This is a genomic window from Haloferax sp. ATB1, assembly GCF_000730175.1.
The window spans coordinates 1-20,403 of the sequence record NZ_JPES01000036.1; the positions used below are offsets into that span (position 1 = coordinate 1).

16 protein-coding genes and 1 pseudogene are annotated in these 20,403 nt (G+C 65.3%); 11 read left to right on the top strand and 6 right to left on the bottom strand.

Going from position 1 to position 20,403, the window contains the following annotated elements:
• Positions 1-283: hypothetical protein (locus tag ATB1_RS20360; RefSeq protein WP_241768091.1), on the top strand; the 283-nt coding region annotated here is incomplete at its 5' end.
• A gap of 221 nt (positions 284-504) precedes the next feature.
• On the opposite strand, the gene ATB1_RS05770 is transcribed toward ATB1_RS20360, so the two are convergent.
• Together ATB1_RS05770 and ATB1_RS22960 are read right to left on the bottom strand one after the other, a co-directional pair.
• A complete protein-coding gene (locus ATB1_RS05770) occupies positions 505-921 on the bottom strand; it encodes a hypothetical protein (RefSeq protein WP_042662650.1) in 417 nt (138 codons plus the stop codon).
• A 50-nt stretch (positions 922-971) separates the two neighbouring features.
• Complete coding sequence (locus tag ATB1_RS22960) at positions 972-1,622, bottom strand: DUF106 domain-containing protein (RefSeq protein ID WP_343122535.1); 651 nt, start codon at positions 1,620-1,622, stop codon at positions 972-974.
• A gap of 558 nt (positions 1,623-2,180) precedes the next feature.
• On the opposite strand from ATB1_RS22960, the gene ATB1_RS05780 reads away from it, so the two are divergent.
• Entirely contained in the window at positions 2,181-2,921 is a 741-nt protein-coding gene (locus ATB1_RS05780) for a helix-turn-helix domain-containing protein (protein WP_042662651.1), read from the top strand.
• 271 nt (positions 2,922-3,192) lie between these two features.
• On the opposite strand, the gene ATB1_RS05785 is transcribed toward ATB1_RS05780, so the two are convergent.
• Positions 3,193-3,438, bottom strand: coding sequence for a hypothetical protein (locus ATB1_RS05785; protein WP_052367776.1), 246 nt, complete (start codon positions 3,436-3,438; stop codon positions 3,193-3,195).
• A 354-nt stretch (positions 3,439-3,792) separates the two neighbouring features.
• Between ATB1_RS05785 and ATB1_RS05790 the strand changes: the two genes are divergently transcribed.
• The 3 genes from ATB1_RS05790 to ATB1_RS05800 are packed head-to-tail and all read left to right on the top strand — an operon-like array spanning position 3,793 to position 6,642.
• On the top strand, positions 3,793-5,259 hold the full coding sequence (locus ATB1_RS05790; protein ID WP_082256289.1) for a sodium-dependent transporter: 1,467 nt from the start codon (positions 3,793-3,795) through the stop codon (positions 5,257-5,259).
• A gap of 1 nt (position 5,260) precedes the next feature.
• Positions 5,261-5,584, top strand: a complete 324-nt coding sequence (locus tag ATB1_RS05795; RefSeq protein ID WP_004977992.1) for a hypothetical protein — start codon at positions 5,261-5,263, stop codon at positions 5,582-5,584.
• Entirely contained in the window at positions 5,581-6,642 is a 1,062-nt protein-coding gene (locus ATB1_RS05800) for a proline racemase family protein (RefSeq protein WP_042662652.1), read from the top strand. The genes ATB1_RS05795 and ATB1_RS05800 overlap by 4 nt, the downstream gene beginning before the upstream one ends.
• 27 nt (positions 6,643-6,669) lie before the next feature.
• Here the strand turns inward: ATB1_RS05800 and ATB1_RS05805 are convergent, their stop codons facing one another.
• A complete protein-coding gene (locus ATB1_RS05805) occupies positions 6,670-8,136 on the bottom strand; it encodes an MATE family efflux transporter (RefSeq protein ID WP_042662653.1) in 1,467 nt (488 codons plus the stop codon).
• Positions 8,133-8,723, bottom strand: coding sequence for a TetR/AcrR family transcriptional regulator (locus ATB1_RS05810; RefSeq protein WP_082256290.1), 591 nt, complete (start codon positions 8,721-8,723; stop codon positions 8,133-8,135). The genes ATB1_RS05805 and ATB1_RS05810 overlap by 4 nt, the downstream gene beginning before the upstream one ends.
• Positions 8,724-8,871: 148 nt before the next feature.
• Between ATB1_RS05810 and ATB1_RS05815 the strand changes: the two genes are divergently transcribed.
• Positions 8,872-10,890: a histidine kinase N-terminal 7TM domain-containing protein gene (locus ATB1_RS05815; RefSeq protein ID WP_042662654.1), complete on the top strand. Its 2,019-nt coding sequence runs from the start codon at positions 8,872-8,874 to the stop codon at positions 10,888-10,890.
• 47 nt (positions 10,891-10,937) lie between these two features.
• On the opposite strand, the gene ATB1_RS05820 is transcribed toward ATB1_RS05815, so the two are convergent.
• On the bottom strand, positions 10,938-12,101 hold the full coding sequence (locus tag ATB1_RS05820; RefSeq protein WP_042662655.1) for a pyridoxal phosphate-dependent aminotransferase: 1,164 nt from the start codon (positions 12,099-12,101) through the stop codon (positions 10,938-10,940).
• 143 nt (positions 12,102-12,244) lie between these two features.
• Here ATB1_RS05820 and acs (ATB1_RS05825) point away from each other — a divergent pair, with 143 nt between their 5' ends.
• The 5 genes and pseudogenes from acs (ATB1_RS05825) to ATB1_RS05845 all read left to right on the top strand — a co-directional run bounded on the left by acs (ATB1_RS05825) (position 12,245) and on the right by ATB1_RS05845 (position 20,401).
• Positions 12,245-14,161 carry an acetate--CoA ligase gene (gene acs, locus ATB1_RS05825; RefSeq protein ID WP_082256291.1) on the top strand — a complete coding sequence of 639 codons (1,917 nt, stop codon included), beginning with the start codon at positions 12,245-12,247 and terminating at the stop codon, positions 14,159-14,161.
• 143 nt (positions 14,162-14,304) lie between these two features.
• Positions 14,305-16,071 carry a bacterio-opsin activator domain-containing protein gene (locus ATB1_RS05830; protein WP_042662657.1) on the top strand — a complete coding sequence of 589 codons (1,767 nt, stop codon included), beginning with the start codon at positions 14,305-14,307 and terminating at the stop codon, positions 16,069-16,071.
• 198 nt (positions 16,072-16,269) lie between these two features.
• Positions 16,270-18,264 carry an acetate--CoA ligase gene (acs, locus tag ATB1_RS05835; RefSeq protein WP_042662658.1) on the top strand — a complete coding sequence of 665 codons (1,995 nt, stop codon included), beginning with the start codon at positions 16,270-16,272 and terminating at the stop codon, positions 18,262-18,264.
• 54 nt (positions 18,265-18,318) lie between these two features.
• Positions 18,319-18,756 carry a DUF4212 domain-containing protein gene (locus ATB1_RS05840; RefSeq protein ID WP_042662659.1) on the top strand — a complete coding sequence of 146 codons (438 nt, stop codon included), beginning with the start codon at positions 18,319-18,321 and terminating at the stop codon, positions 18,754-18,756.
• Positions 18,753-20,401: pseudogene (locus ATB1_RS05845) on the top strand (VC_2705 family sodium/solute symporter). The gene ATB1_RS05840 and the pseudogene ATB1_RS05845 overlap by 4 nt, the downstream one beginning before the upstream one ends.
• The last annotated feature ends 2 nt before the right edge of the window (positions 20,402-20,403 follow it).

Below are 20,403 nucleotides of genomic sequence, written 5' to 3' on the forward strand. Positions count from 1 at the left end.
GCGAACGACGCTCGGCGTCGACCTCGCGTCGGCGGCGGCGCTCGCCGTCGCGGGCTCGCCGTCGCGGCCGTCGTGTTCCGCGGCCCTCCGGCAGAGGTCGGCGACGATGTCGTCGCCAGCGTCCTCCTGCTGGGCGTCCTGCACCGGCCTGTTGCAGCTCGCGGCGTGTGGTGTCCTCTCCTTCCCCCACCAAGCCCGCGGGCGTCTTCGTCGACTGTGGCTCGTCGGCGTGTCATTCGATATCGGCCCGGGTCATCTCCTGATGTGGGTCCTCGTCGCGTAAGATTGAGTCGGATGCTCCACGACGCGAGTGCCAAGTCTCCCCTGTGCGTGCGGGTTTGCAGGGGGATACAGACGGCGGAGGTCGAACCGCGGTACGAAGACCTCCCAATCGAGTTGGCGGTCGACCCGGCGCGCTGTCGCTGGAGCGACAAGCAAGGGCGGTCTGACTCGCGGTCGACCCCCCAAACCGCCGCGGGTGACCGCTGAGCCGACGGCGGAAAATCAGTTCGCGCCGACTTCGGGGCCGATGAGAATCCAATGGAGCCGGTTCCCCCCGTCGGGGTGGCGCTCCCACCGGACGTGATAGACGGCGGGCCCGTGTGGACACGACGTACAGCCCTCGGCGCACGGCGTCCGCTTGTGGACTTCGAGGTAGCCCGCGTGCGGCACGACTTTCGTCAGCACCTCGTCCGGGCCACGAAAGCGCTCTATCGCCGCCTCGCGACCGTTGCGGTCGCTATCGTTGCTGCTGCCATCGGCGTCACGGTTCTCGCCCCCGAGGCGGCGCCCCTCCGGTGCTTCGCGGTCGCGCTCATTTTCGACGTAGTCGACGAGCGCTTCGATTTCCGTCTCGTCGAGTTCGCACGTCACCGCGGGCGAGTCGCTCGACTCTCGCCGCTCGGAATCGTCGCGGTCCATGTCGGACTCTCGTCGCGGCGTCGGTATATACGAACTGGTTTGAAAACTACTTAGTGATTGCCAAAGAGACCGCGAGGTGAGGTTTGAAGGGGCAGTTCGCGTCGCTCAGGAAGAGTTCGTGGGCTCCGAGTCCGAGCGGGCGGTCCCGGAGGGGTCGATGCCGAGATACGTCTGACAGAGCTGCCTGGGGGCGAACGAACAGGGAAGTACCAGACGACCCGCACCGGTATGGGGCCGAAGACGGCGTCCTGCCAGCCGACCCGGCCGACGAGGGGGAGAACCACGTTCGCGGAGCCGGCGGCGATGTGGCCGCCGCGGACCTTCCAGCACATCCAGAGGAACGCCGGGATGGTGACGAGCATTATCCAGACCATCAGCTTGAACTGCGCTTTCATCACGCTCCATTGGTCGCCCATCGCCTCCATCTGTTCTGCTTCGAGGCGTTCGAGCGCGTCGTCGTCGCCGCGTTCTTTCGCCGCTTCACGGCGCGACTTCAGGTCGTCTATCCGGGTCTGATGGCGTTCGAGGAGGTCCGTGTCTTTCAGCCGGTCCTGCATCACGGTCGAGTAGAGGCCGGTCGCTGCGGCGAGGACGATGACGACGACGTAGAACGGTATCGAGTGCGCCAGCGGGCCGAGTACGACGTTGTCGATGCCGGCGACCGCGTTTCGGATGCCGGCGTTCGCATAGCCGGCGAACAGGACGACGACGCCGACCGCACCGAGTTTGTCCGCCCGGGACCACGACGAGCCGGCGTCGTCGCTCGCAGCCCGTCACTGAGTTCGATCGACTGCAGTTTCGAGGCGACTCAGTCCGGGTTCGAAAGCACGAAGCCGCCGGCCGCGGCGTCGGTCAGGACGCCACGTTCGATGAGGCGACCCCACTGACCGCTCGATAGCGCGTCGTTCACGTCGCGCCAGCGGAGTTCTTCGGTCCCCTCCTTCGACCGTTCTACGCCGACTGAGAGCGCCTCCCCATCGCCGGGTTGTCCAGTAACGTCTCTAGGGGTGTCTGCGGGTATTCACTCGCCCCTATCGAGCGGTCGTTATCAACGTTTCTCTGCCGGAACGCAGACCGGTGACTGTCGACGATTCGGTGTCTCCTGAGCCGGTGGTTGTGGTCGCGCCGACTAGTCTGTTCTCGGGTTTGATACGTGGCTTCGGTTCGGAGCCGTCGGTGACCACGGGCGGTCGAAGTCGATATATCGGCCTCCCATGGTCGGTCGGATATATACCAGACGGGAGAGTAATCGTCGTCGCATGTCGAACGCTAGCGCACCGAATTCCGAACTCACGGGCCCGACCAGACTCACGCTCAAGGTCTGGCACCCGGACTGCTGGACGCTGGAAGTGACGGAGAACGTCGACGCCGGGGTCACCGCTCACACCGTGTACAACACGCCCGAAGACACAGTCAAGGGACACTTCACGGTCTACGCCGACCGGGTCGAGGACATCGACGACTTCGTCCGCGCGACCGAGCGGTCGCGGTTGACTGACTCCGTCTCCGAGTTGAGCCCCCGCCACGAGTTCGACAACGGCGCGTCGAACGTCGGCAACACGACGCGGGAGTTGATGGTCGAGTACGACCCCGAAAACAGCATGACCGACTCGCTTCTATCACACGGCTTCGTCCACGACGCGCCCGTCCGCGTCGACGACGGCTGGGAGTACTGGCCGGTCATCGACACCGCCGACCGGGCCGACCTCCGCGAACGCCTCGACTCGCTGGAGGCGGCGAATCAGGCCGAAATCATCGTCACCAAGGTCACTTCCGTCGCCGGCGCGAAAAACCACGTCTCGCACCAACTGGACAAGCTCTCGAACCGCCAGCGCGAGGTGTTCGAACTGGCCTGTCGGCGCGACTACTACACGTGGCCACGAGCGACGACGACGCGGGAACTGGCCGACGAACTCGACATCTCGAAAACCACGCTGCTCGAACATCTCCGGAAGGCCGAGGCGAAACTCCTCAACCAGTATGCGGAGTCAACTCCGTAACGCCGCCGACGCCGCCCATTATTCGATTCGATAACGTTCCCTCCAGTTTACTCCGGACACGGTGGTGTCGGTTCGACGGGTCGCGTCCGCGGTACCGACAGCGTCTTTCCGTTCAGTCGGCCCCCTGTGGCGCGCGCCACGTACAGTCAGTACAGCGTTCGATTCCGTGTCGTGTCTGCGTCTCCGAACCGCACTCCGGACATCGTTGGGTCGACAGTCGCTCCGTGGCTGAGTTCGTCATGGCTGAGTCCTCGGTGGAGGGTGAGTTATACTAGTGTCTGTCCATGGGAGGGTAGCCCTCGTGAGAGGTCGGGAGAGCGTACACGCCGCAACTCCGGCTTCGGAGTTCGCCCGCCTGCTGGAGTCGGCTACAGGCGTGTTCTATCTCGATAGGATGTCCGTCTACTCCGGAGAGTATCTCGTCTATCGGCGTCGCCCCCCGGCGGTCGAGAAGCGCGAGTACCGCCCGTTCGAGTTCGTCCGTCCGCTCGTCTGTCTGGTCGTCTCTCACGCGCACCGACGTGCTTCCGACTCGTGGTTCGTCCCGCGCCCGTCTCCCGGTATTCGGTCGCCTTCGGCCCGCTCGTCGCTGGTCGTGACCATGCCGGTGGTGTCCGCTTCGTGGTTATATACACATCCCCGACTATGATACGGGCCGACCGATGATTTGGGCCAAAACTTCCCAGCTGTTGATGTTTACTGCCAGACTCTCAATCTCATAATAGGGGGTCTGAAGTGGCTTACTGTCCGAATATAGTTGAACTACCAAATTCATTATAACAGAGTTCATATAAATTTTTTATTGACGAACCCGACCATAGTAGCACATCCGTATAACTACCTTCTGTTCAAGGATCTGGGTAGGATTATCATGTCAGACTCAGAGGCGAGAACGGCGAGAGAGGAGTGGGGGAGCCGGTTCGGCTTCCTCATGGCGATGCTCGGCGCGATGGTGGGCGCGGGCAACATCTGGCGCATGCCGTTTACGACGGGCGAAAACGGCGGCGGTGCCTTCCTCGTGGCCTACATTCTCTTGTTGTACCTCATCGCGGTTCCCGGACTGATGGCCGAGACGATGATCGGCCGCTACACGAACCACGGGGTCATCGGGGCGTTCAGGAAGGTCCTCGGGAGCAAGCGGGCGCAGGGTCTCGGCCTCGTGGTCCTCATCGTCAACGTGGCGCTGATGTCGTACTACGCGCCCATCATCGGCTGGGCGCTCTACTACGCCGGCCACTCGATGCTCATGACGTTCACCCAGCCGGGGTTCCAGCCGCAAGCGTTCTGGGAGGGCTTCATCAACAATCCGGCGCTCGTCGTCGGAATGCACACGGTGACGATGGCCGGTCTGGCCGGCGTTCTCGTGTTCGGTATCCGCCGGGGCATCGAGCGCGTCGTGAAGTGGATGATTCCGTTGCTCGTCGTCGCGCTCGTGGCCGTCTCGATTCGCGGCGTCACGCTCCCCGGTGGCATGGAGGGCATCGCGTTCGTCTTCACGCCCGATTGGGGGTATCTCACCCGCGGCAGTACGTGGGTCGCGGCGCTCAGTCAGGCGCTGTTCTCGACGGGTCTCGGGTGGGGCATCGCGCTGACCTACGGGAGCTACCTCAGCCGGTACGACGACGTGCCGCTCGGCGGCGGCCTGTTCACCGCCATCGGAAACACGAGTATCGGCCTGCTCGCGGTGTTCGCCACGTTCCCCGTCGTCTTCGCGTTCGGACTCGAACCGAGCGCCGGGTCGAACCTGCTTTTCATCTCGATGGCGCAGGTGTTCCCCGAACTCCCCGGCGGGAGTCTGTGGGCTATCGTGTTCTTCGTCTCCTTCTTCTTCGCGACGTTCACCTCCGGCCTCGGCATCACCGAGGTCGCCGTCACCACCGTCTCGGAAGAGACGCGGCTCTCGCGGACGGGTGCCGTGCTCGCGTCCTGCGGCGCTATCTGGCTGTTCGGCCTCCCGAGCGCCTACTCGTCGGCGTTCCTCGGACGGATGGACTTCATGTTCGGGAGCTTCGGGCTCCCGCTGGCGACGCTTTCTATCATCGCACTCGTCGCGTGGAAGTTCGGCCCCGAGCGCGCCCGCGTTCTCGACCTCAACCGTAACGCCGGCATCTACGTCGGCTCGTGGTGGAATCCGGTCGTGAAGTACGTCATCCCCGTCGTGATGGTGTTCATCCTCGGCTACGGCGTCTACTCCAGCATCGGGACCGCGAACCAGCGGTTGATGCTGCTCGGCGTCGCGTTCATGGCCGCGCTCGTCGTCGTGAGCACGCTCGTGATGAGCGTCGTCGGCGACGAGCCGCCGTCCGGTTCCGCGGCGGTCCCGGGAGGTGACGACTGACATGGCGCTGTCGACGCTCACGTGGGTCTCGATGCTCGTCTCGCTCCTCCTGTTGCCCGGCGTCGCGGCCGCGGTCCTCGTCAGGTCGCTCCGCACCGAGGAACGCAAACTCGCGCTCTTACGGGAACAGGACGACGTCGATAGCTACTCTCCGCGGGCGCTCTCCGACCTCCGCGAGTGGATTCGCGCGAACCCCGACGACCCCTACGCGCCGATTGCCCGCCGCCGCTACAACGAGTGCGTGCGGTCGCTCCGAGCGATTGACGAGCCGCATTACGACTGGTCCGACGAGCAAATCGCCCGGCTCGAACTGGTGGACGAATGAACGGAGACCCCGCGGCCGACGGCCTCGCGGACGAAAGTGAGTTCGAGTTCGACGAACTCACCACGGACGCGTCGTTTACGACCATCGACACGCACACCGAGGGCGAGCCGACCCGCATCGTCGTCGACGGCATCGACCGCTCGGCGCTCGTGGGTGACTCAGTTCGGGAGCGCCGCGATTCGTTCGCCGACACCCACGACTGGGTGCGCGACCTGCTGATGCGAGAGCCCCGCGGCCACGACGACATGTTCGGAGCTGTCGTCGTCGATTCCGACCATCCCGACGCTGACGTGGGCGTCTTCTTCATGGACAGTCGGGGCTACCTCGACATGTGCGGCCACGGGACCATCGGCGTCGTCTCCGCGCTCCTCGAACTGGGCCGACTCGACCGACGCGAGACCGTCCGCGTCGAGACGCCGGCTGGACTCGTCGAGGCGGCGCCCGAATACGCGTCCGACGGCGGCGTCGAGCGCGTCACGATAGAGAACGTCCGGTCGTTCGTCTACGACCGGGCGACGGTCCCGGTCTCGTTTCTCGACTCGCCGCTCCCCGTCGATGTCGTCTACGCGGGCAACTTCTTCGCGCTGGTCGACAGCGACCACCTCGACCTGCCCGTCGAACCGCGGCACGCGGCGACGTTCGTCGATTGGGGCCTCGAAATCCGCGACGCCGTCAACGAGCGCCTCGATATCGTCCACCCGCTCACCGGCGAGGAGGGCTCGGTCTCGATTACCGAGATATACGGCACGCCCGAGGACGTAGACCGGAGTATCGTCGTCTTCGGCGAGGGACAGGTTGACCGCTCGCCGTGCGGGACCGGGACGTGCGCGAAGATGGCGCTCCTCCACGACGCCGGCGCGCTCGACATCGGCGAGTCGTACCTCCACGAGAGCATCGTCGGCACGCGCTTCGAAGGGAGGCTCGTCGCGGCCGACGAACGCGACGGCGTGACGCTGACGACGCCGCTCATCACCGGGTCGGCCCGCATCACGGGGAAACACCGGTTCGTCAAGGACGCGAAAGACTCGCTTTCCGGGTTCAGTATCTCGGCCGAGTAGCGGGTTCGGCCGGACCGTTCTTGTTCGTTAGTCCATCCCGCTCGATAGCTCCACGTCGTCGGTCTCCAGTTCGCCACCGGCCGGCGTCCCGCGGACGTCGCCCTCGCGCCACGTTCCCCGGCGGAACCAGAGCCACGCGATGAGCGCGCCCGCGACGTTCGAGACGAAGAACGCTATCCAGATGCCTCGCACGTCGATGCTCCCGAGGAACCAGAAGTCGGTCGGCAGGAGCCCCTGCGACGCGACGAAGGCGACCGGAAGCCGGATACCGGCGAGCGTGACGACCGATATCACCGCGGCGATGAGCGTCTTGCCCGCGCCCCGGAAGCCGCCGGTGAACGCCCGCATGATACCGATGAAGCCGAACGACAGCGAGACGTACCGCAAGAACTGCGCGCCCACGTCGAGGACCGCCGCATCGGTGGTGAACACCGAAACGATGGGCTCAGGAACGAGGAAGATGGCGAGTCCGAGCAGGCCGAGGACGAAGAACAGTCCCTTGGCCGCGACGTAGTTCGCCTGTTCCGCGCGGTCGTACTTCCCCGCGCCGATGTTCTGGCCGGACATCGTCTCGACACCGCGCGCAACGGCGATAGCCGGGAGGAAGATGACCGAGAACACGCGGGTGCCGATGCCGAACGCCGCGACGACGGAGGTCGAAAACAGGCCGACGACGATGAGAAGCGCGTTGATGGAGAGCGCGCGGCCCGTCCCCTCGATGCTGGCGGGGATGCCGATGCGGAGAATCTTCCGCAGGTACTCGAAGTCGGGTCGCATGTCCGTGAGGTGAATCTGGATGCCTCTGGTGCCCGACACCATGATGGCGATGCCGACGACCATCGCGAGGACGCGCGAGATGACGGTGGCGATGGCCGCGCCCTGAATCCCGAGTTCGGGGAACTGAACCGGCCCCAGCGCCCAGCCGTTGATGAAAAACGGGTCGAGGACGACGTTGAGGACGACAGTGCCGAACATCACGAGCATCGGTGTGATGGTGTCGCCCGCCCCGCGCATCAGCGAGATGAACACGAAGAAGCCGAACATGAACGGCAGGCCGAGCGCGATGACCTGCATGTAGGCCGTCGCGCCCGGGAGCACGTCCGGCGAGGCCCCGAGGAAATCGAGGAACGGGTTGACCAGCGGGTAGCCGAGCGCGCCGAGCATCGTGGACCCGAGGAACGCGAACGTGACGGTCTGAGAGGCCGCGTACTCGGCTTTGTCCGTCTCGTCGGCTCCGGTGTGCTGGGCGACGAGGACGCTCCCGGCGACGGACAGTCCCATCCCGAGCGAGATGAGGAGGAACACCATCGGGAAGGCGAACGAGATTGCCGCGAGCGCCTCCGTGGAGTACTGCCCGAGCCAGAACGTGTCCGCGAGGTTGTACGCCGTCTGGAGGAGGTTCGTGACGACGATGGGGAGCGACAGGTAGAGAAGTGGCTTGACGATGCCGCCCTCGGTGAGATTGAGCTCCGCTTGCCCCTTGAACAGACTCATTCGTCCACCCCCGCCGCCGGCGTCCAGCCGAGGTGAAGTTCGAGGGCGTCTTCGACGACCCGCCGGGTCTCAGCGGGGTGTTCGCCGAGCGCGACGGCGCGGGCGTGTGCGCCGTTGCTCATGGTCGTGACGAGCCGCGCAATCTCCGCCGGGTCGGCCTCGTCGAACTCCCCGGATTCGACGCCGTCGCGGACGATGTCGGCGACGGTTCCGCGCATCACGTCGTCGAGGTCGAGGAAGCGCTCGCGGAACAGCTCGTGGTAGGGCGCTTGCGCCTTCAACTCCATGAGCGCTACGGGGAAGCCGTCGACGTCGGGCTCCTCGGGGTTGAACACCGCGTCGAGAACCGCGTCGAGCCGCTTCCGCGGGTCGGACGCGCCGCACGACAACTTCGACTCGAATCGCTCGATTCGGTCGTCGAGGAAGGCGTTGAGAAGCTCCTCTTTCGTGTCGAAGTGGTAGTGAATCGCGGCGCTCGTCACCGACGACTCGTCCGCGATTCGCTGCACCGTCAGGCCGGCGTACCCGTGTTCGCAGAGCGCTCGGTTGGTCGCTTCGAGTATCTCGGCCCTGGTCTCTGCGTCCATCTTCTGTCCCGGCTTACTGACCGGTCAGTTAAGAGACTTTGGACCGCCAAACCCTTCGTTAGGGCGACTCACGGCCGGCCGTCTGCCAGAGTTTCTAAGTGGCTGACCCGGGTATTCGAGTGTAGTGCCTCTCTCACTGTCACCGTACGTGGGTGCGCTTCTGCTCGCGACCGTGATTTCCGCCTGGGTCGCGAGCTACGGCTGGCAGTACCACGACGAACCGACCGGGCGGTGGTTCATCGCCCTCGCTCTGAGCGCCGGCGGCTGGTCGCTGGTCGAGGCGTTTTATCTCCTCGCCGACTCGGCGTCCGTCCGCCTCCTGTGGTTCGTTCTCATCTTGATACCCGCGGAGGCGGCGGTCTTTTTCACCCTGCTTTTCGCCCTCGAAATCGCGGGCTACGAGCGGTTGGTCTCTCGCCGCACCGCCGCGCTGTTCGCCGTGTGGCCCACGTTGACCGTCGTGGGGGCGGTAACGAACGCGCTCGGACTCCACACGCTGCTGTGGGAGTCGCTGTCGTTTTCGACCACCGGTGGAATCACGACGGCCGATGTCGTCTACGGACCGCTGTTCTGGGTGGATATTGTCTACAGCTACGTCGCGGTCGGGGCCGCGCTCGTCGCCCTCGGCATCCACTGCCTGCGGAGCCGCCAGATATACCGAAAGCAAGCGCTCCTCCTGTTCGTCGCGGTTCTCGTTCCCCCCATCGTCGGCGCGGTGTATCTCGCGGTACCATTCTCGCCCGCGAACCCCATCGCCATCTCGTTCGCCGCCACGTCGTCGCTGCTCGCCATCGGGCTCTCGCGGTACCGAATCCTCGACATCAGCCCTATCGCGCGGGACCTCGTCATCGAGCGGATGGCCGACCCCGTCATCGTCGTCGACCGAAAGGGCCGACTGGCCGACACCAACCCGTCGGCGAGGGCGCTTTTCGACGTGGAGCCCTCGTCGCTGGGGGCCCCCGTGGCCGACGTGTTCGACGTGGAGGCCGCCGAGGCCCTCGAAACCGGCGGGGAGATTCGAGTCGTCGACGACAACGGCGAGGCGCGCTACTTCGAGGTCGACAGGTCGGCCGTGACCGACGGCCGAGACGCGGTTCGCGGCCACCTGCACATCCTCCACGACATCACCGAGCGCCGCGTCCGCGAGCGGTGGTTCCGCGCGCTCACGGAGAACGCCTCCGACCTCATCTTCGTCCTCGACGCCGACGGCTCGGTCAGCTACCTGAGCGACTCGGCCGCCCAGACGCTCGGCACCGATGAGGACCCGAGCGAGGTACAGACGCTCGCGCGGTTCCTCCACCCCGACGACGAGGACGCCGCCATCGAGACGTTCCGGGAGGCGGTGGCGCGCCCCGACGAGGACGCCACCGCCGAACTCCGGTTCCGCAGTTCGACTCGCGGGTGGCGCGTCTTCAGCGTCCGGTGTCGGAACCTCCTCGACGACCCCGTCGTCGGCGGCGTCGTCGTCAACGCCCACGACGTGACCGACCGGCGAAAGCACGAACAACAGCTCGAAACGTTCGCGAACGTCGTCTCGCACGACCTGCGCAACCCGCTGAACGTGGCGGAGGGCTACCTCGACTTGGTGAAGGAGGCGGAGCGCCCCGACCCGGACCACGTCGAGCGAATCGAGGCAGCCCACGAGCGCATGGGCGAGATTATCACCGACGTGCTCGCGCTCGCTCGCGGCGGCACGGTCGACGAGCGCGAGACGGTCTCGCTCGACGCCGTCGCGACCGAGGCGTGGGCGAACGTCGACACCAAATCGGCCGCGCTCGAGGTGGCCGAAAGCGCGTCGTTTGTAGCGGACCGGACTCGGCTCCTCCAGCTTTTCGAGAACCTGTTTCGAAATTCCATCGAACACGTCGGCGACGGCGTGACCGTCACCGTCGGCCGACTCGACGACGACGCGGGCTTCTACGTCGAGGACGACGGCCCCGGCGTGCCGCCGGCGGACCGCTCGAAGCTCTTCGAGTCGGGGTTCACGACCGCGGCCGACGGCACCGGCTTCGGCCTCGCAATCGTCCGCACCATCGCCGACGCTCACGACTGGTCGGTCGGCTACGAGGACGCCGCGGACGCCGGCGCGCGGTTCGTGATTCGGGGCGTCGAACCCGCCGAGAACTCAGCGCAGGAGGCGGACGCGGCGTCGGCTGACGACGCCTGACTGCGGTCCCGAGCGGGCCACCGCCGGGACACTATCGGGTCACCGGACTACCAGAAGCGGTTCTCGTCGAGCCGCCGGAGCGCCTCCTCGATGGTCGTCTCGTTGCGGGAGAAGGTGAACCGGACCCAGTCCGCGGACCCCTCGGTGTAGAAACTGCTCCCGGGGACGACCGCGACGCCGGCCTCGCGGACGAGTCGGTGCGCGAACTCGGTGTCGTCACCGTCGCCCGGATAGCGCGTCAGCATGTAGTACGCGCCGTCCGGTTTCACGGGGTCGAGGCCGACCTCCCGGAGCCCGTCGTACAGCAGTTCGCCGCGGCGTTCGTACGAGTCCGAGAGGTCGTCGTAGTAGTCCGCCGGGAGCGACAGCGCCTCCACGCCCGCCTGCTGGAACGGCGTCGGCGCGCAGATGCTCGTGTAGTCGTGGACCTTCCGCAGTTCGGCCGACAGCGGTTCGGGAGCGAGCGCGAACCCGACGCGCCACCCCGTCACGGAGTACGTCTTCGACAGCCCCGTACAGACGACGGTTCGGCCGGCGAGCCCGTCAATTTCGACGGGGCTGACGTAGTCATCGTCGTAGACGATGTGCTCGTATATCTCGTCGGTGACGACGACGAGGTCTTCCTCGGCGGCGACCTCCGCGACGAGCTCGAGTTCGGCGGGCGAAAAGACGTTCCCCGTCGGGTTGTGCGGGTGGTTGAGAATCAGCATCGACGCGTCTTCGGCGGCGTCCCACAGCGCGTCGGCGTCGAGTTCGAGGCCGTCGGTGATGTCGAGCGGCATTGGCTCTCCCCCGGCGAACTGGACGGCCGGGATGTAGCTCTCGTAGGTCGGCTCGAAGTAGATGACGCCGTCGCCGGGGTCGCAGAGCGCGAGGAGCGTCGAGACGACGGCCTCGCTCGTCCCGGTGGTGATTGTGACCTCCGTTTCGGGGTCGTAGCGGACGCCCTTCCACTCGGCGTAGCGCTCCGAGACCGCCTCGCGGAGTTCCGGGAGCCCCCACGTGATGGTGTACTGGCTCGACGTGTCGATTGCGTCTTTGGCCGCCTCCTTCACGCTCGCCGGCGTCTCGTCCTCGTCGGGAATGCCCTGCGAGAGGTTGATGGCGTCGTGTTCGTGCGCCTCGCGGGTCATCTCTCGGATGACGGACTCGCGGGTTCCCGCGACGCGCTCGCTCCCGATGGGCCGGGAGAACGCGGTCGGATGTGGCATACGTGGGCTGGGACTGGCTGACACAAGAAGCTTGGCGGACGCCATCGGTAGCCCCAGTCGCGCACCCGACGAACGTTTTAATGCGATGAGGCCGACGTAACTCCTGTATGTCGAACCGTCGTGGGCCGGACTTCGAAACGAGGATGGCCGAAGACGAGGAGAGACCGCCTCCGGCGTCGTTCGTCGAACAGGCCACCGTCACCGACGGCACCGTCTACGACGAGTTCGAGGAGAACTGGCCCGACTGCTGGGAGCGAGCGGCGGCGACGCTCGACTGGTTCGACCCCTACGAGTCGGTCCTACCCGACGACGAACCCCCGTTCGAGTGGTTCGCCGGGGGGACGCTGAACGCCTGCTACAACTGTCTCGACCGGCACGTCGAAAACGGCGACAAGAACCGCGTCGCCATCAAGTGGGAGAGCCACCTCGGCGAGACGCGAACGTACACGTATCAGGACCTCTACCGCGAGGTGAACGAGTTCGCGGCGGCGCTCCGTGCACAGGGCGTCGAGGAGGACGACGTGGTCACGCTCTACATGCCGATGATTCCGGAGTTACCCATCGCCATGCTGGCCTGCGCCCGCATCGGCGCGCCCCACAACGTCGTCTTCGCGGGACTGTCGGCGGACGCGTTGGCGACCCGACTGGAGAGCGCGGACTCGGCGTTCCTCGTCACCTGCGACGGCTACTACCGGAGAGGGAGCGCTATCTACCTGAAGAGCAAGGCCGACGACGCCCGTCTCAAGGCCGCCCACGACCTCGAGGAGATGGTCGTCGTCGAGCACCTCGGCGAGACCGAACACCTCGGAGCGGGACAGCACACCTACGACGAACTGGTCGACGCCCACGCCGGCGCGGAGGTCGACCCTGTCGAACGGGCGGCCGACGACGTGCTGTTTCTCATCCACACGTCGGGGACCACCGGCGAACCGAAGCGAGTCGAACACGTCACCGCCGGCTACCTCGCCCACGTCACGTGGACGTCGCAGACGGTGTTGGACCTCAAGCCGGAGGACACGTATCTCTCTACGGCGAACATCGGCTGGATTAGCGGCCACTCGTACGTCGTCTACGGCCCGCTGGCGCTCGGCACGACGACGGTGATGTACGAGGGCACGCCGAACTACCCGGAGAAAGACCGCATCTGGGACCTCATCGAGGAGAACGCCGTCGACGTGTTCTACACGGCTCCGACCGCGATTCGGTCGTTCATGAAGTGGGACGCGTCGCTCCCGGCGTCGCGCGACCTGTCGAGTCTCCGCCTGCTCGGCACGGTGGGTGAGCCAATCAATCCCCGGGCGTGGAAGTGGTACTACGAACACATCGGCAACGAGAACTGCCCGGTCGTGGACACGTGGTGGCAGACCGAGACCGGCGGCATGATGATAACCACCCTCCCGGGCGTCAAGAACATGAAGCCCGGCACCGCCGGGCCGCCGCTCCCGGGCGTTGGCGCTCGAGTTGTCGACGGCCGCGGCGAGGAAGTTCCTGCGAACGAGGCCGGTTATCTCGTCCTTACGCGCCCGTGGCCCGGCATGCCGCTCGCGCTCCGACACGGCCACCGATGGGGTGAGGACGCGGCGAAGCTCGACGTGGACGGCTGGCACTACTTCACCGGCGACGGCGCGAAAGTGGACGATGACGGCTACATCACCGTGCTCGGGCGGGTGGACGACGTTATCAACGTCTCGGGCCACCGCCTCGGAACGATGGAAATCGAGTCGGCTATCGTCGGCGTCGAGGGCGTCGTCGAGGCCGCCGTCGTCAGCGTCGACGACGCCGACACGGGCGGCATCCACGCGTACGTCACGCTGGAGACGAGCGTCTCCGGGGACGACGACCTCCGCGAGCGAATCGGCTCGCACGTCCGCGAGCGAATCGGTCCGATTGCCACGCCGGACGCCGTCATCTTCACGCCCGACCTCCCGAAGACGCGGTCCGGGAAGATCATGCGCCGGTTTCTGGAAAACATCACCAACGGCGAGGAGTTCGGCGACACGTCCGCGCTTCAGAACCCGGAAATCGTCGGCGAACTCGAATCCATCGTCCGAGACAGCTGACGACGTTTCGGATTCTACTACATACGCGAAACTCTGTTACTGCCCCGGTGAGTGGTGTTCTTTCCTCTCCACTGGCTTCTCTGTGTATCCGTTCTCCTTCCACCGGAAGATTTAGTTCGCTCTTCGATATTATTCCGAAACGAATGCCGGGTGGAGACTCCGAACCGACGCCGTTGTCTGCGGGTGGGTACGAGCAACTGCGTCGGTCGACCGAGACGTACCGCGAGGACCTCGTGCTTCGACTCGGCGCGGAAGTCGGACTCACGCCGGCCGAGATGAGTCAGTTCGAACCTTCCCACGTGACCCAGCGGCGACACCGGGGGACGGAGTTCTACTTCCTCGCCGTTCCGACCGACGGCCGGGAGGCGTACTTGCCGACCGAGGTCGAACACGACGTTCGCAAGTACGTCACGACGACCGACATCGACGAGACTGAACGAGTGCTTCCGGTCACGCCGCGGCGTCTGCAGATGCTCGTGGCATCGGTCGGAACGCGGGCCGCCGAACGAACCGGTCGCGAGGGGTTGGCGGACGTTTCGACCCGTGACCTGCGTCGGCACTTCGCCCGAACGATGCTCGGTGACGGCGTCCCGCCGAGCGTCGTCATGCGAATCGGCGGGTGGGACCGAATCGAGAGTCTCGCGCCGCTCCTCGACGAACCGAGCGAAGACGAGGTGCTCGATGCGCTGTCGCCGGATGCCGTCGACAGCGTCGAGCGTCCCGCGGGCGGTGAATCCGACCGAGTGCGTCAGGTCGTCGAAACCGCCCGAAGCGTCGGGTCGGCACTCTCGGGGGTGAACACGCGAGGCGAGGTCGAACAGGCCGTCTGTGATGGACTCGCCGATTCGAGCCACTACCGTTTCGCTTGGATAGCGTCGGACGAAACCGATGCGCGAGCGTCGCTCACCGTCGCCGGACTCGACGAGGAATCGCTCGAAGCGGTCCGCCGGTCGCTCGCCAGTCGAGACACGGATTTCGCTCGACGCGCGTGCGATACCGGTGCCGTGCAGACCGTGCGTATCGACCTGCCGCCGAACTCCGAGAGCGGCCGCCTCGCTGTCGTCCCGCTGGTACACGGCGAAACCGCCTACGGCGCGCTCTACGTCGCGCTCGATGACGAAGCGGTCCCCGCCGCCGAGGCGGACGTGCTGGTGACGCTGGGTCGCCACGTCGGACAGGCAATCGCCGCCGCGGAGCGTCGGAAGCTACTCCTCGCCGACACCGTCGTTCAACTGGAGTTCGAATCATCGGACCAACAGGACGTGCTCGTCGGACTCTCCGCGGACCTTGGTTGTTCGGTTCGTCTCCGCGGCGTCGTTCCTATCGAGGAGCGGTCGTTGCTGTGCTTTCTCACCGTTCGGGGGGCGACGACGGACGCGGTGTTCGACAAGTTGCAAACGACGGACGCCGTCGAGCACATCCGCCTCATTCGCGACCGAGGGACGGAGTCACTCCTCGAAGTCGCGCTCTCCGCGGGGTCGACGATTACGACGCTCACGTCCTACGACGGAACCGTCTCGCGGTTCGTCGCGGAGGGCGGCGTGGCCCGTCTCGTCGGCGAATTTTCGAACGAAGCGCCGCTCCGAGACGTGCTGTCCGACCTGACCGACGCGTATCCCGCTACCGAACTCGTCTCGAAACAGGAGGTCGAACGGCCCACGCGAAACACCGCCGACTTTCGGGAGTCGCTCGTGGCGCGACTCACAGACAAGCAGCAGTCCGTCCTGCGAGCGGCCTATCTCGCCGGGTACTTCGAGTGGCCCCGCGGTAGTACCGCCGAAGACCTCGCGGATTCGATAGACATCTCGTCGCCGACGCTCCACCAGCATCTCCGAACCGCACAGCAGAAACTCATGACTGCGTTCTTCGACGACGACAGCGACGAACACGCTTCGACCCTAAACCCTTAGGCGTGCGACCGATTAGCACACGAACGTTCATTATTAACTGAACTATTACTAATAAATTCAGACAGTAGTTTATTCCGTCTGTATTCCTTTCTTGGGCCTACCATACCGCGTTTAGACTGTTATTCATAATCATGATGTTAACTTTCGATAATTAGTTACCCTACTTATGCCCCTTGTGGAGGCTCGTTAACACGACATATGGCACAGGGTGACACCGAACTGGAGGCACGGCTGGAAGAACAAGACGAGTTCGAACCCTCCGAGGAGTTCGTCGCACAAGCGAACGTCTCGGACGCCGGCATCTACGACGAGTTCGAGGAGAACTGGCCCGAGTGCTGGGAGCGGGCCGCCGACTTGCTCGATTGGGACGCCGACTACGACGAGGTGCTGGACGACTCGAACCCGCCGTTCTACGAGTGGTTCACCGGCGGCGAACTGAACGCCTGTCACAACTGCGTGGACCGCCACGTCGAAAACGGGGACAAGAACCGCGTCGCCATCAAGTGGGAGGGCGAACACGGTGAGACGCGAACGTACACGTATCAGGACCTCTACCGCGAGGTCAACGAATTCGCGGCGGCCCTGCGTGACCTCGGCGTCGAGGAAGACGACGTAGTCACGCTCTACATGCCGATGGTTCCGGAACTCCCCATCGCCATGCTGGCCTGCGCCCGCATCGGCGCGCCCCACAACGTCGTCTTCGCCGGTTTCTCCGCCGAGGCGCTGGCGACCCGGATGAACGCCGCCGACTCCCGGTTCCTCGTCACCTGCGACGGCTACTACCGCCGCGGCGACCCGCTCGACCACCTCGACAAAACCAACGAGGGACTCGACAGCGTCGACCACGGCGTCGACGCGACGGTCGTCGTCGACCGCCTCGGCGACGACGGCTTCGGCCACGACCTGAAGGGTAACCAGCACGACTGGGACGACCTCCTCGACGAACAGCGCGGCGAGCGCGTCGAGCCCGTCGAACGCGACGCCGAAGACATGCTGTTCCTGATGTACACTTCGGGAACGACGGGGCAACCGAAGGGTGTCAAACACACCACCGGGGGGTATCTCTCCTACGCGACGTGGACCTCCCACGCCGTCCTCGATATCGAGAAGGAAGACACCTACTGGTGTTCGGCCGACATCGGCTGGATTACGGGTCACTCCTACATCGTCTATGGCCCGCTGGCGCTCGGGACGACGACGGTGATGTACGAGGGGACGCCCGACTTCCCGAACCGCGACCGGATGTGGGACATCGTCGAGAAGTACGCCGTCGACGTGTTCTACACGGCCCCGACGGCGATTCGCGCGTTCATGAAATGGGGAAGCAAGTACCCCGAACAGCACGACCTGTCGAGTCTCCGCCTGCTCGGGACCGTCGGCGAACCTATCAACCCGCGCGCGTGGAAGTGGTACTACGAGCACATCGGCAACGAGAACTGTCCGGTGGTAGACACGTGGTGGCAGACCGAGACCGGCGGCATGATGATTACGACCCTCCCGGGTGTCAAGAACATGAAACCCGGGTCCGCCGGGCCGCCGCTGCCGGGTATCGACGCCCAAATCGTCGACACCAACGGCGACGAAGTAGAACCCGGTCGCGCGGGCTATCTCACGGTGAACAAGCCGTGGCCGGGGATGCTCCGGACGCTCTACAAGAACGACGAGCGCTACATCTCCGAGTACTGGGAGGAGTACTCCGACACCGACAGCGACGACCCCGACGACTGGGTGTACTTCCCCGAGGACGGCGCGAAAGTGGACGACGACGGCTACATCACCGTGCTCGGGCGGGTGGACGACGTTATCAACGTCTCGGGCCACCGCCTCGGAACGATGGAAATCGAGTCGGCCATCGTCGGCGTCGAAGGCGTCGCCGAGGCGGCGGTCGTCGGCGGCAACCACGAGGTGAAAGGCGAGGCCGTCTACGCCTACGTCATCACCGAAGACGGGTACGAGGAGGGGGAAGACCTCCGCGCGCGCATTATCGAGGGCGTCGAGGACGCCATCGGGCCCATCGCCAGACCCGAACAGGTCGTGTTCACGCCGGAACTGCCGAAGACGCGCTCGGGCAAAATCATGCGCCGCCTGCTCGAAGACGTGGCGAACGGCGCGGAGCTGGGTAACACCTCGACGCTCCGGAACCCCGAAATCGTCGAGAAGATAGAAGCGAAAGTCCGCGCACAGAGCGACTGAGCGGCCCCCTTCGGCCGCCCGTATCGAGTGTAACTACGAGACGACCAACAATCTATGTCACGCGAATCAACCGAGTCAGAAATTGACTCACACGCCGCGAACACCGACCGGAGCACAGCTCCCGAACACGACGAGGTAGACTACCTGTCGAGGGAGGTGAACCTGCTGAAACCGAGCACCCCGTTCATGCGAGACCACCTGAAAATAATCTGGGCCGGATTCATCGCGTGGGCGCTCCTCACGTTCGGACCGCCGGTGCTCACCTACTTCGCACCGGCGACGATGACCGCGGAGCTTCCGGTCATCGGCTTCCCGGCGCACTACTTCCTCGTCGCCGTGTTGTCGCCGACCAGTTCGCTCGTCCTCGCGTTCGTCTACTCCCGCAAGCGCGACCAACTCGACAGGCGGTACGGCATCGACCACGCGGCCTCGAAGTCGCGCTCGAAGAGTGAGAGCGAGGCCGCCGTCACCGACGGAGGGAGCGTCGAATGACTGCGAGCGTGCTCCTCCAGTCGGGCGACCTGCTCCCCGAGGCGCTCAACATCTCGTTCAAACTCGTGCCGGCCATCATGGTCGTCGGGATGTTGGCTCTGTTCCTCGCCATCGGCTACGTGTTCAAAGTCGCCGACACGGAGGGGATGTGGGTCGCCGGTCGGTCGATCGGAAACGTCGAAAACGGGATGGCAATCGGCGCGAACTGGATGTCGGCGGCTCGTACCTCGGGTTAGCGGGATTGGTCGCCCTCGCGGGCTTCTACGGGCTCGCGTTCATCATCGGCTGGACGGCCGGGTACTTCGTCCTCCTCATCTTCCTGGCCGCGCAGATGCGTCGGTTCGGGAAGTACACGGCACCCGACTTCGTCGGCGACCGATTCAACTCCGATACGGCGCGGGCGATCGGCGCGCTGACGACCATCCTCATCGGGTTCGTCTACTCGGTCGGACAGGCCCGCGGGATGGGCCTCGTCGGGCTGTACGTGTTCGGGACCGACTACGTCACGATGGTCGTCGTCATGATGGCGATTACGGTCGGCTACCTGACCATCTCCGGCATGATGGGCGCGACCAAGAACATGGCCGTCCAGTACGTCATCCTCATCGTCGCGTTCCTGACGGCCGTCTACGTCGTCGGGTTCACCGGCGGCTACTCGACCGTCCTCCCGCAAATCGAATACGGCCAGCTCATCGGCGAGCTGTCGGCCGAGTTCTCCGAACCGTTCGCCAACGCGGGGTTCTACCTCTGGATCGCCACGGCGTTCTCGCTCATCTTCGGGACCTGCGGCCTCCCACACGTGCTGGTGCGGTTCTACACCGTCGAAAACGAAAAGACGGCGCGCCAGTCGACCGTCTGGGGGCTGTTTTTCATCCTGCTCCTGTACTGGAGCGCCCCGGCGCTGGCGGCCTTCGGTGTCGACCTCTACGACGCCTCCCAGTACGGCCCGACGTTCGCGGCCAACGGCGGCATGAGCGGCGGTGAGGGCGACCTCATCGTCGTGCTCGCGGCGCAGCTTTCGAACCTGCCGACGTGGTTCGTCGGCCTCGTGGCCGCCGGCGGCATCGCCGCCGCCATCGCGACGACGGCGGGGCTGTTCATCACCGCCTCGTCCGCCGTCTCCCACGACATCTACACGAACATCATCAACCCCGACGCGACCCAGCGCCAGCAGGTGTTCGTCGGTCGGGCGACTATCGTCGCGCTCGGTGTCATCGTGACGATAACCGCGTTCGACCCGCCCGCGCTCGTCGGCGAACTGGTCGCGCTCGCGTTCTCGCTCGCGGCCATCGTGCTGTTCCCGATGTTCTTCCTCGGTCTCTGGTGGGAGAACACCAACCGTCAGGGCGCGCTCGCGGGTATGAGCGTCGGCCTCGTGCTCTGGATCGCCGCGGTGGTCAACGACCTCATCTTCCACTTCAGCGACCTCTTCGCCGAGTTCGTGCCGGCCATCGGCGCGGCACTCGTCGGCACGCCGCTGGTGTTCGTCATCACCATCGCCGTCTCGATGGCGACGGACGAACCGCCGGAGCGAATCAAGAAGATGGTTCGGCAGTGTCACAGCCCCGAACCGATGGGTCAGCAACAGTCCGCAGAAGACGTGGTCATGAATGCCGACGGGGGCCAGTCCCCCGCGGACGACTAACC

What these genes read in the sequence shown, in the direction of transcription:
- ATB1_RS05770 (WP_042662650.1), bottom strand. Translation starts at nt 921, where the DNA reads ATGGACCGCGACGATTCCGAGCGGCGAGAGTCGAGCGACTCGCCCGCG.
- ATB1_RS05780 (WP_042662651.1), top strand. Translation starts at nt 2,181, where the DNA reads ATGTCGAACGCTAGCGCACCGAATTCCGAACTCACGGGCCCGACCAGA.
- ATB1_RS05790 (WP_082256289.1), top strand. Translation starts at nt 3,793, where the DNA reads ATGTCAGACTCAGAGGCGAGAACGGCGAGAGAGGAGTGGGGGAGCCGG.
- ATB1_RS05795 (WP_004977992.1), top strand. Translation starts at nt 5,261, where the DNA reads ATGGCGCTGTCGACGCTCACGTGGGTCTCGATGCTCGTCTCGCTCCTC.
- ATB1_RS05800 (WP_042662652.1), top strand. Translation starts at nt 5,581, where the DNA reads ATGAACGGAGACCCCGCGGCCGACGGCCTCGCGGACGAAAGTGAGTTC.
- ATB1_RS05805 (WP_042662653.1), bottom strand. Translation starts at nt 8,136, where the DNA reads ATGAGTCTGTTCAAGGGGCAAGCGGAGCTCAATCTCACCGAGGGCGGC.
- ATB1_RS05810 (WP_082256290.1), bottom strand. Translation starts at nt 8,723, where the DNA reads ATGGACGCAGAGACCAGGGCCGAGATACTCGAAGCGACCAACCGAGCG.
- ATB1_RS05820 (WP_042662655.1), bottom strand. Translation starts at nt 12,101, where the DNA reads ATGCCACATCCGACCGCGTTCTCCCGGCCCATCGGGAGCGAGCGCGTC.
- acs (WP_082256291.1), top strand. Translation starts at nt 12,245, where the DNA reads ATGGCCGAAGACGAGGAGAGACCGCCTCCGGCGTCGTTCGTCGAACAG.
- ATB1_RS05830 (WP_042662657.1), top strand. Translation starts at nt 14,305, where the DNA reads ATGCCGGGTGGAGACTCCGAACCGACGCCGTTGTCTGCGGGTGGGTAC.
- acs (WP_042662658.1), top strand. Translation starts at nt 16,270, where the DNA reads ATGGCACAGGGTGACACCGAACTGGAGGCACGGCTGGAAGAACAAGAC.
- ATB1_RS05840 (WP_042662659.1), top strand. Translation starts at nt 18,319, where the DNA reads ATGTCACGCGAATCAACCGAGTCAGAAATTGACTCACACGCCGCGAAC.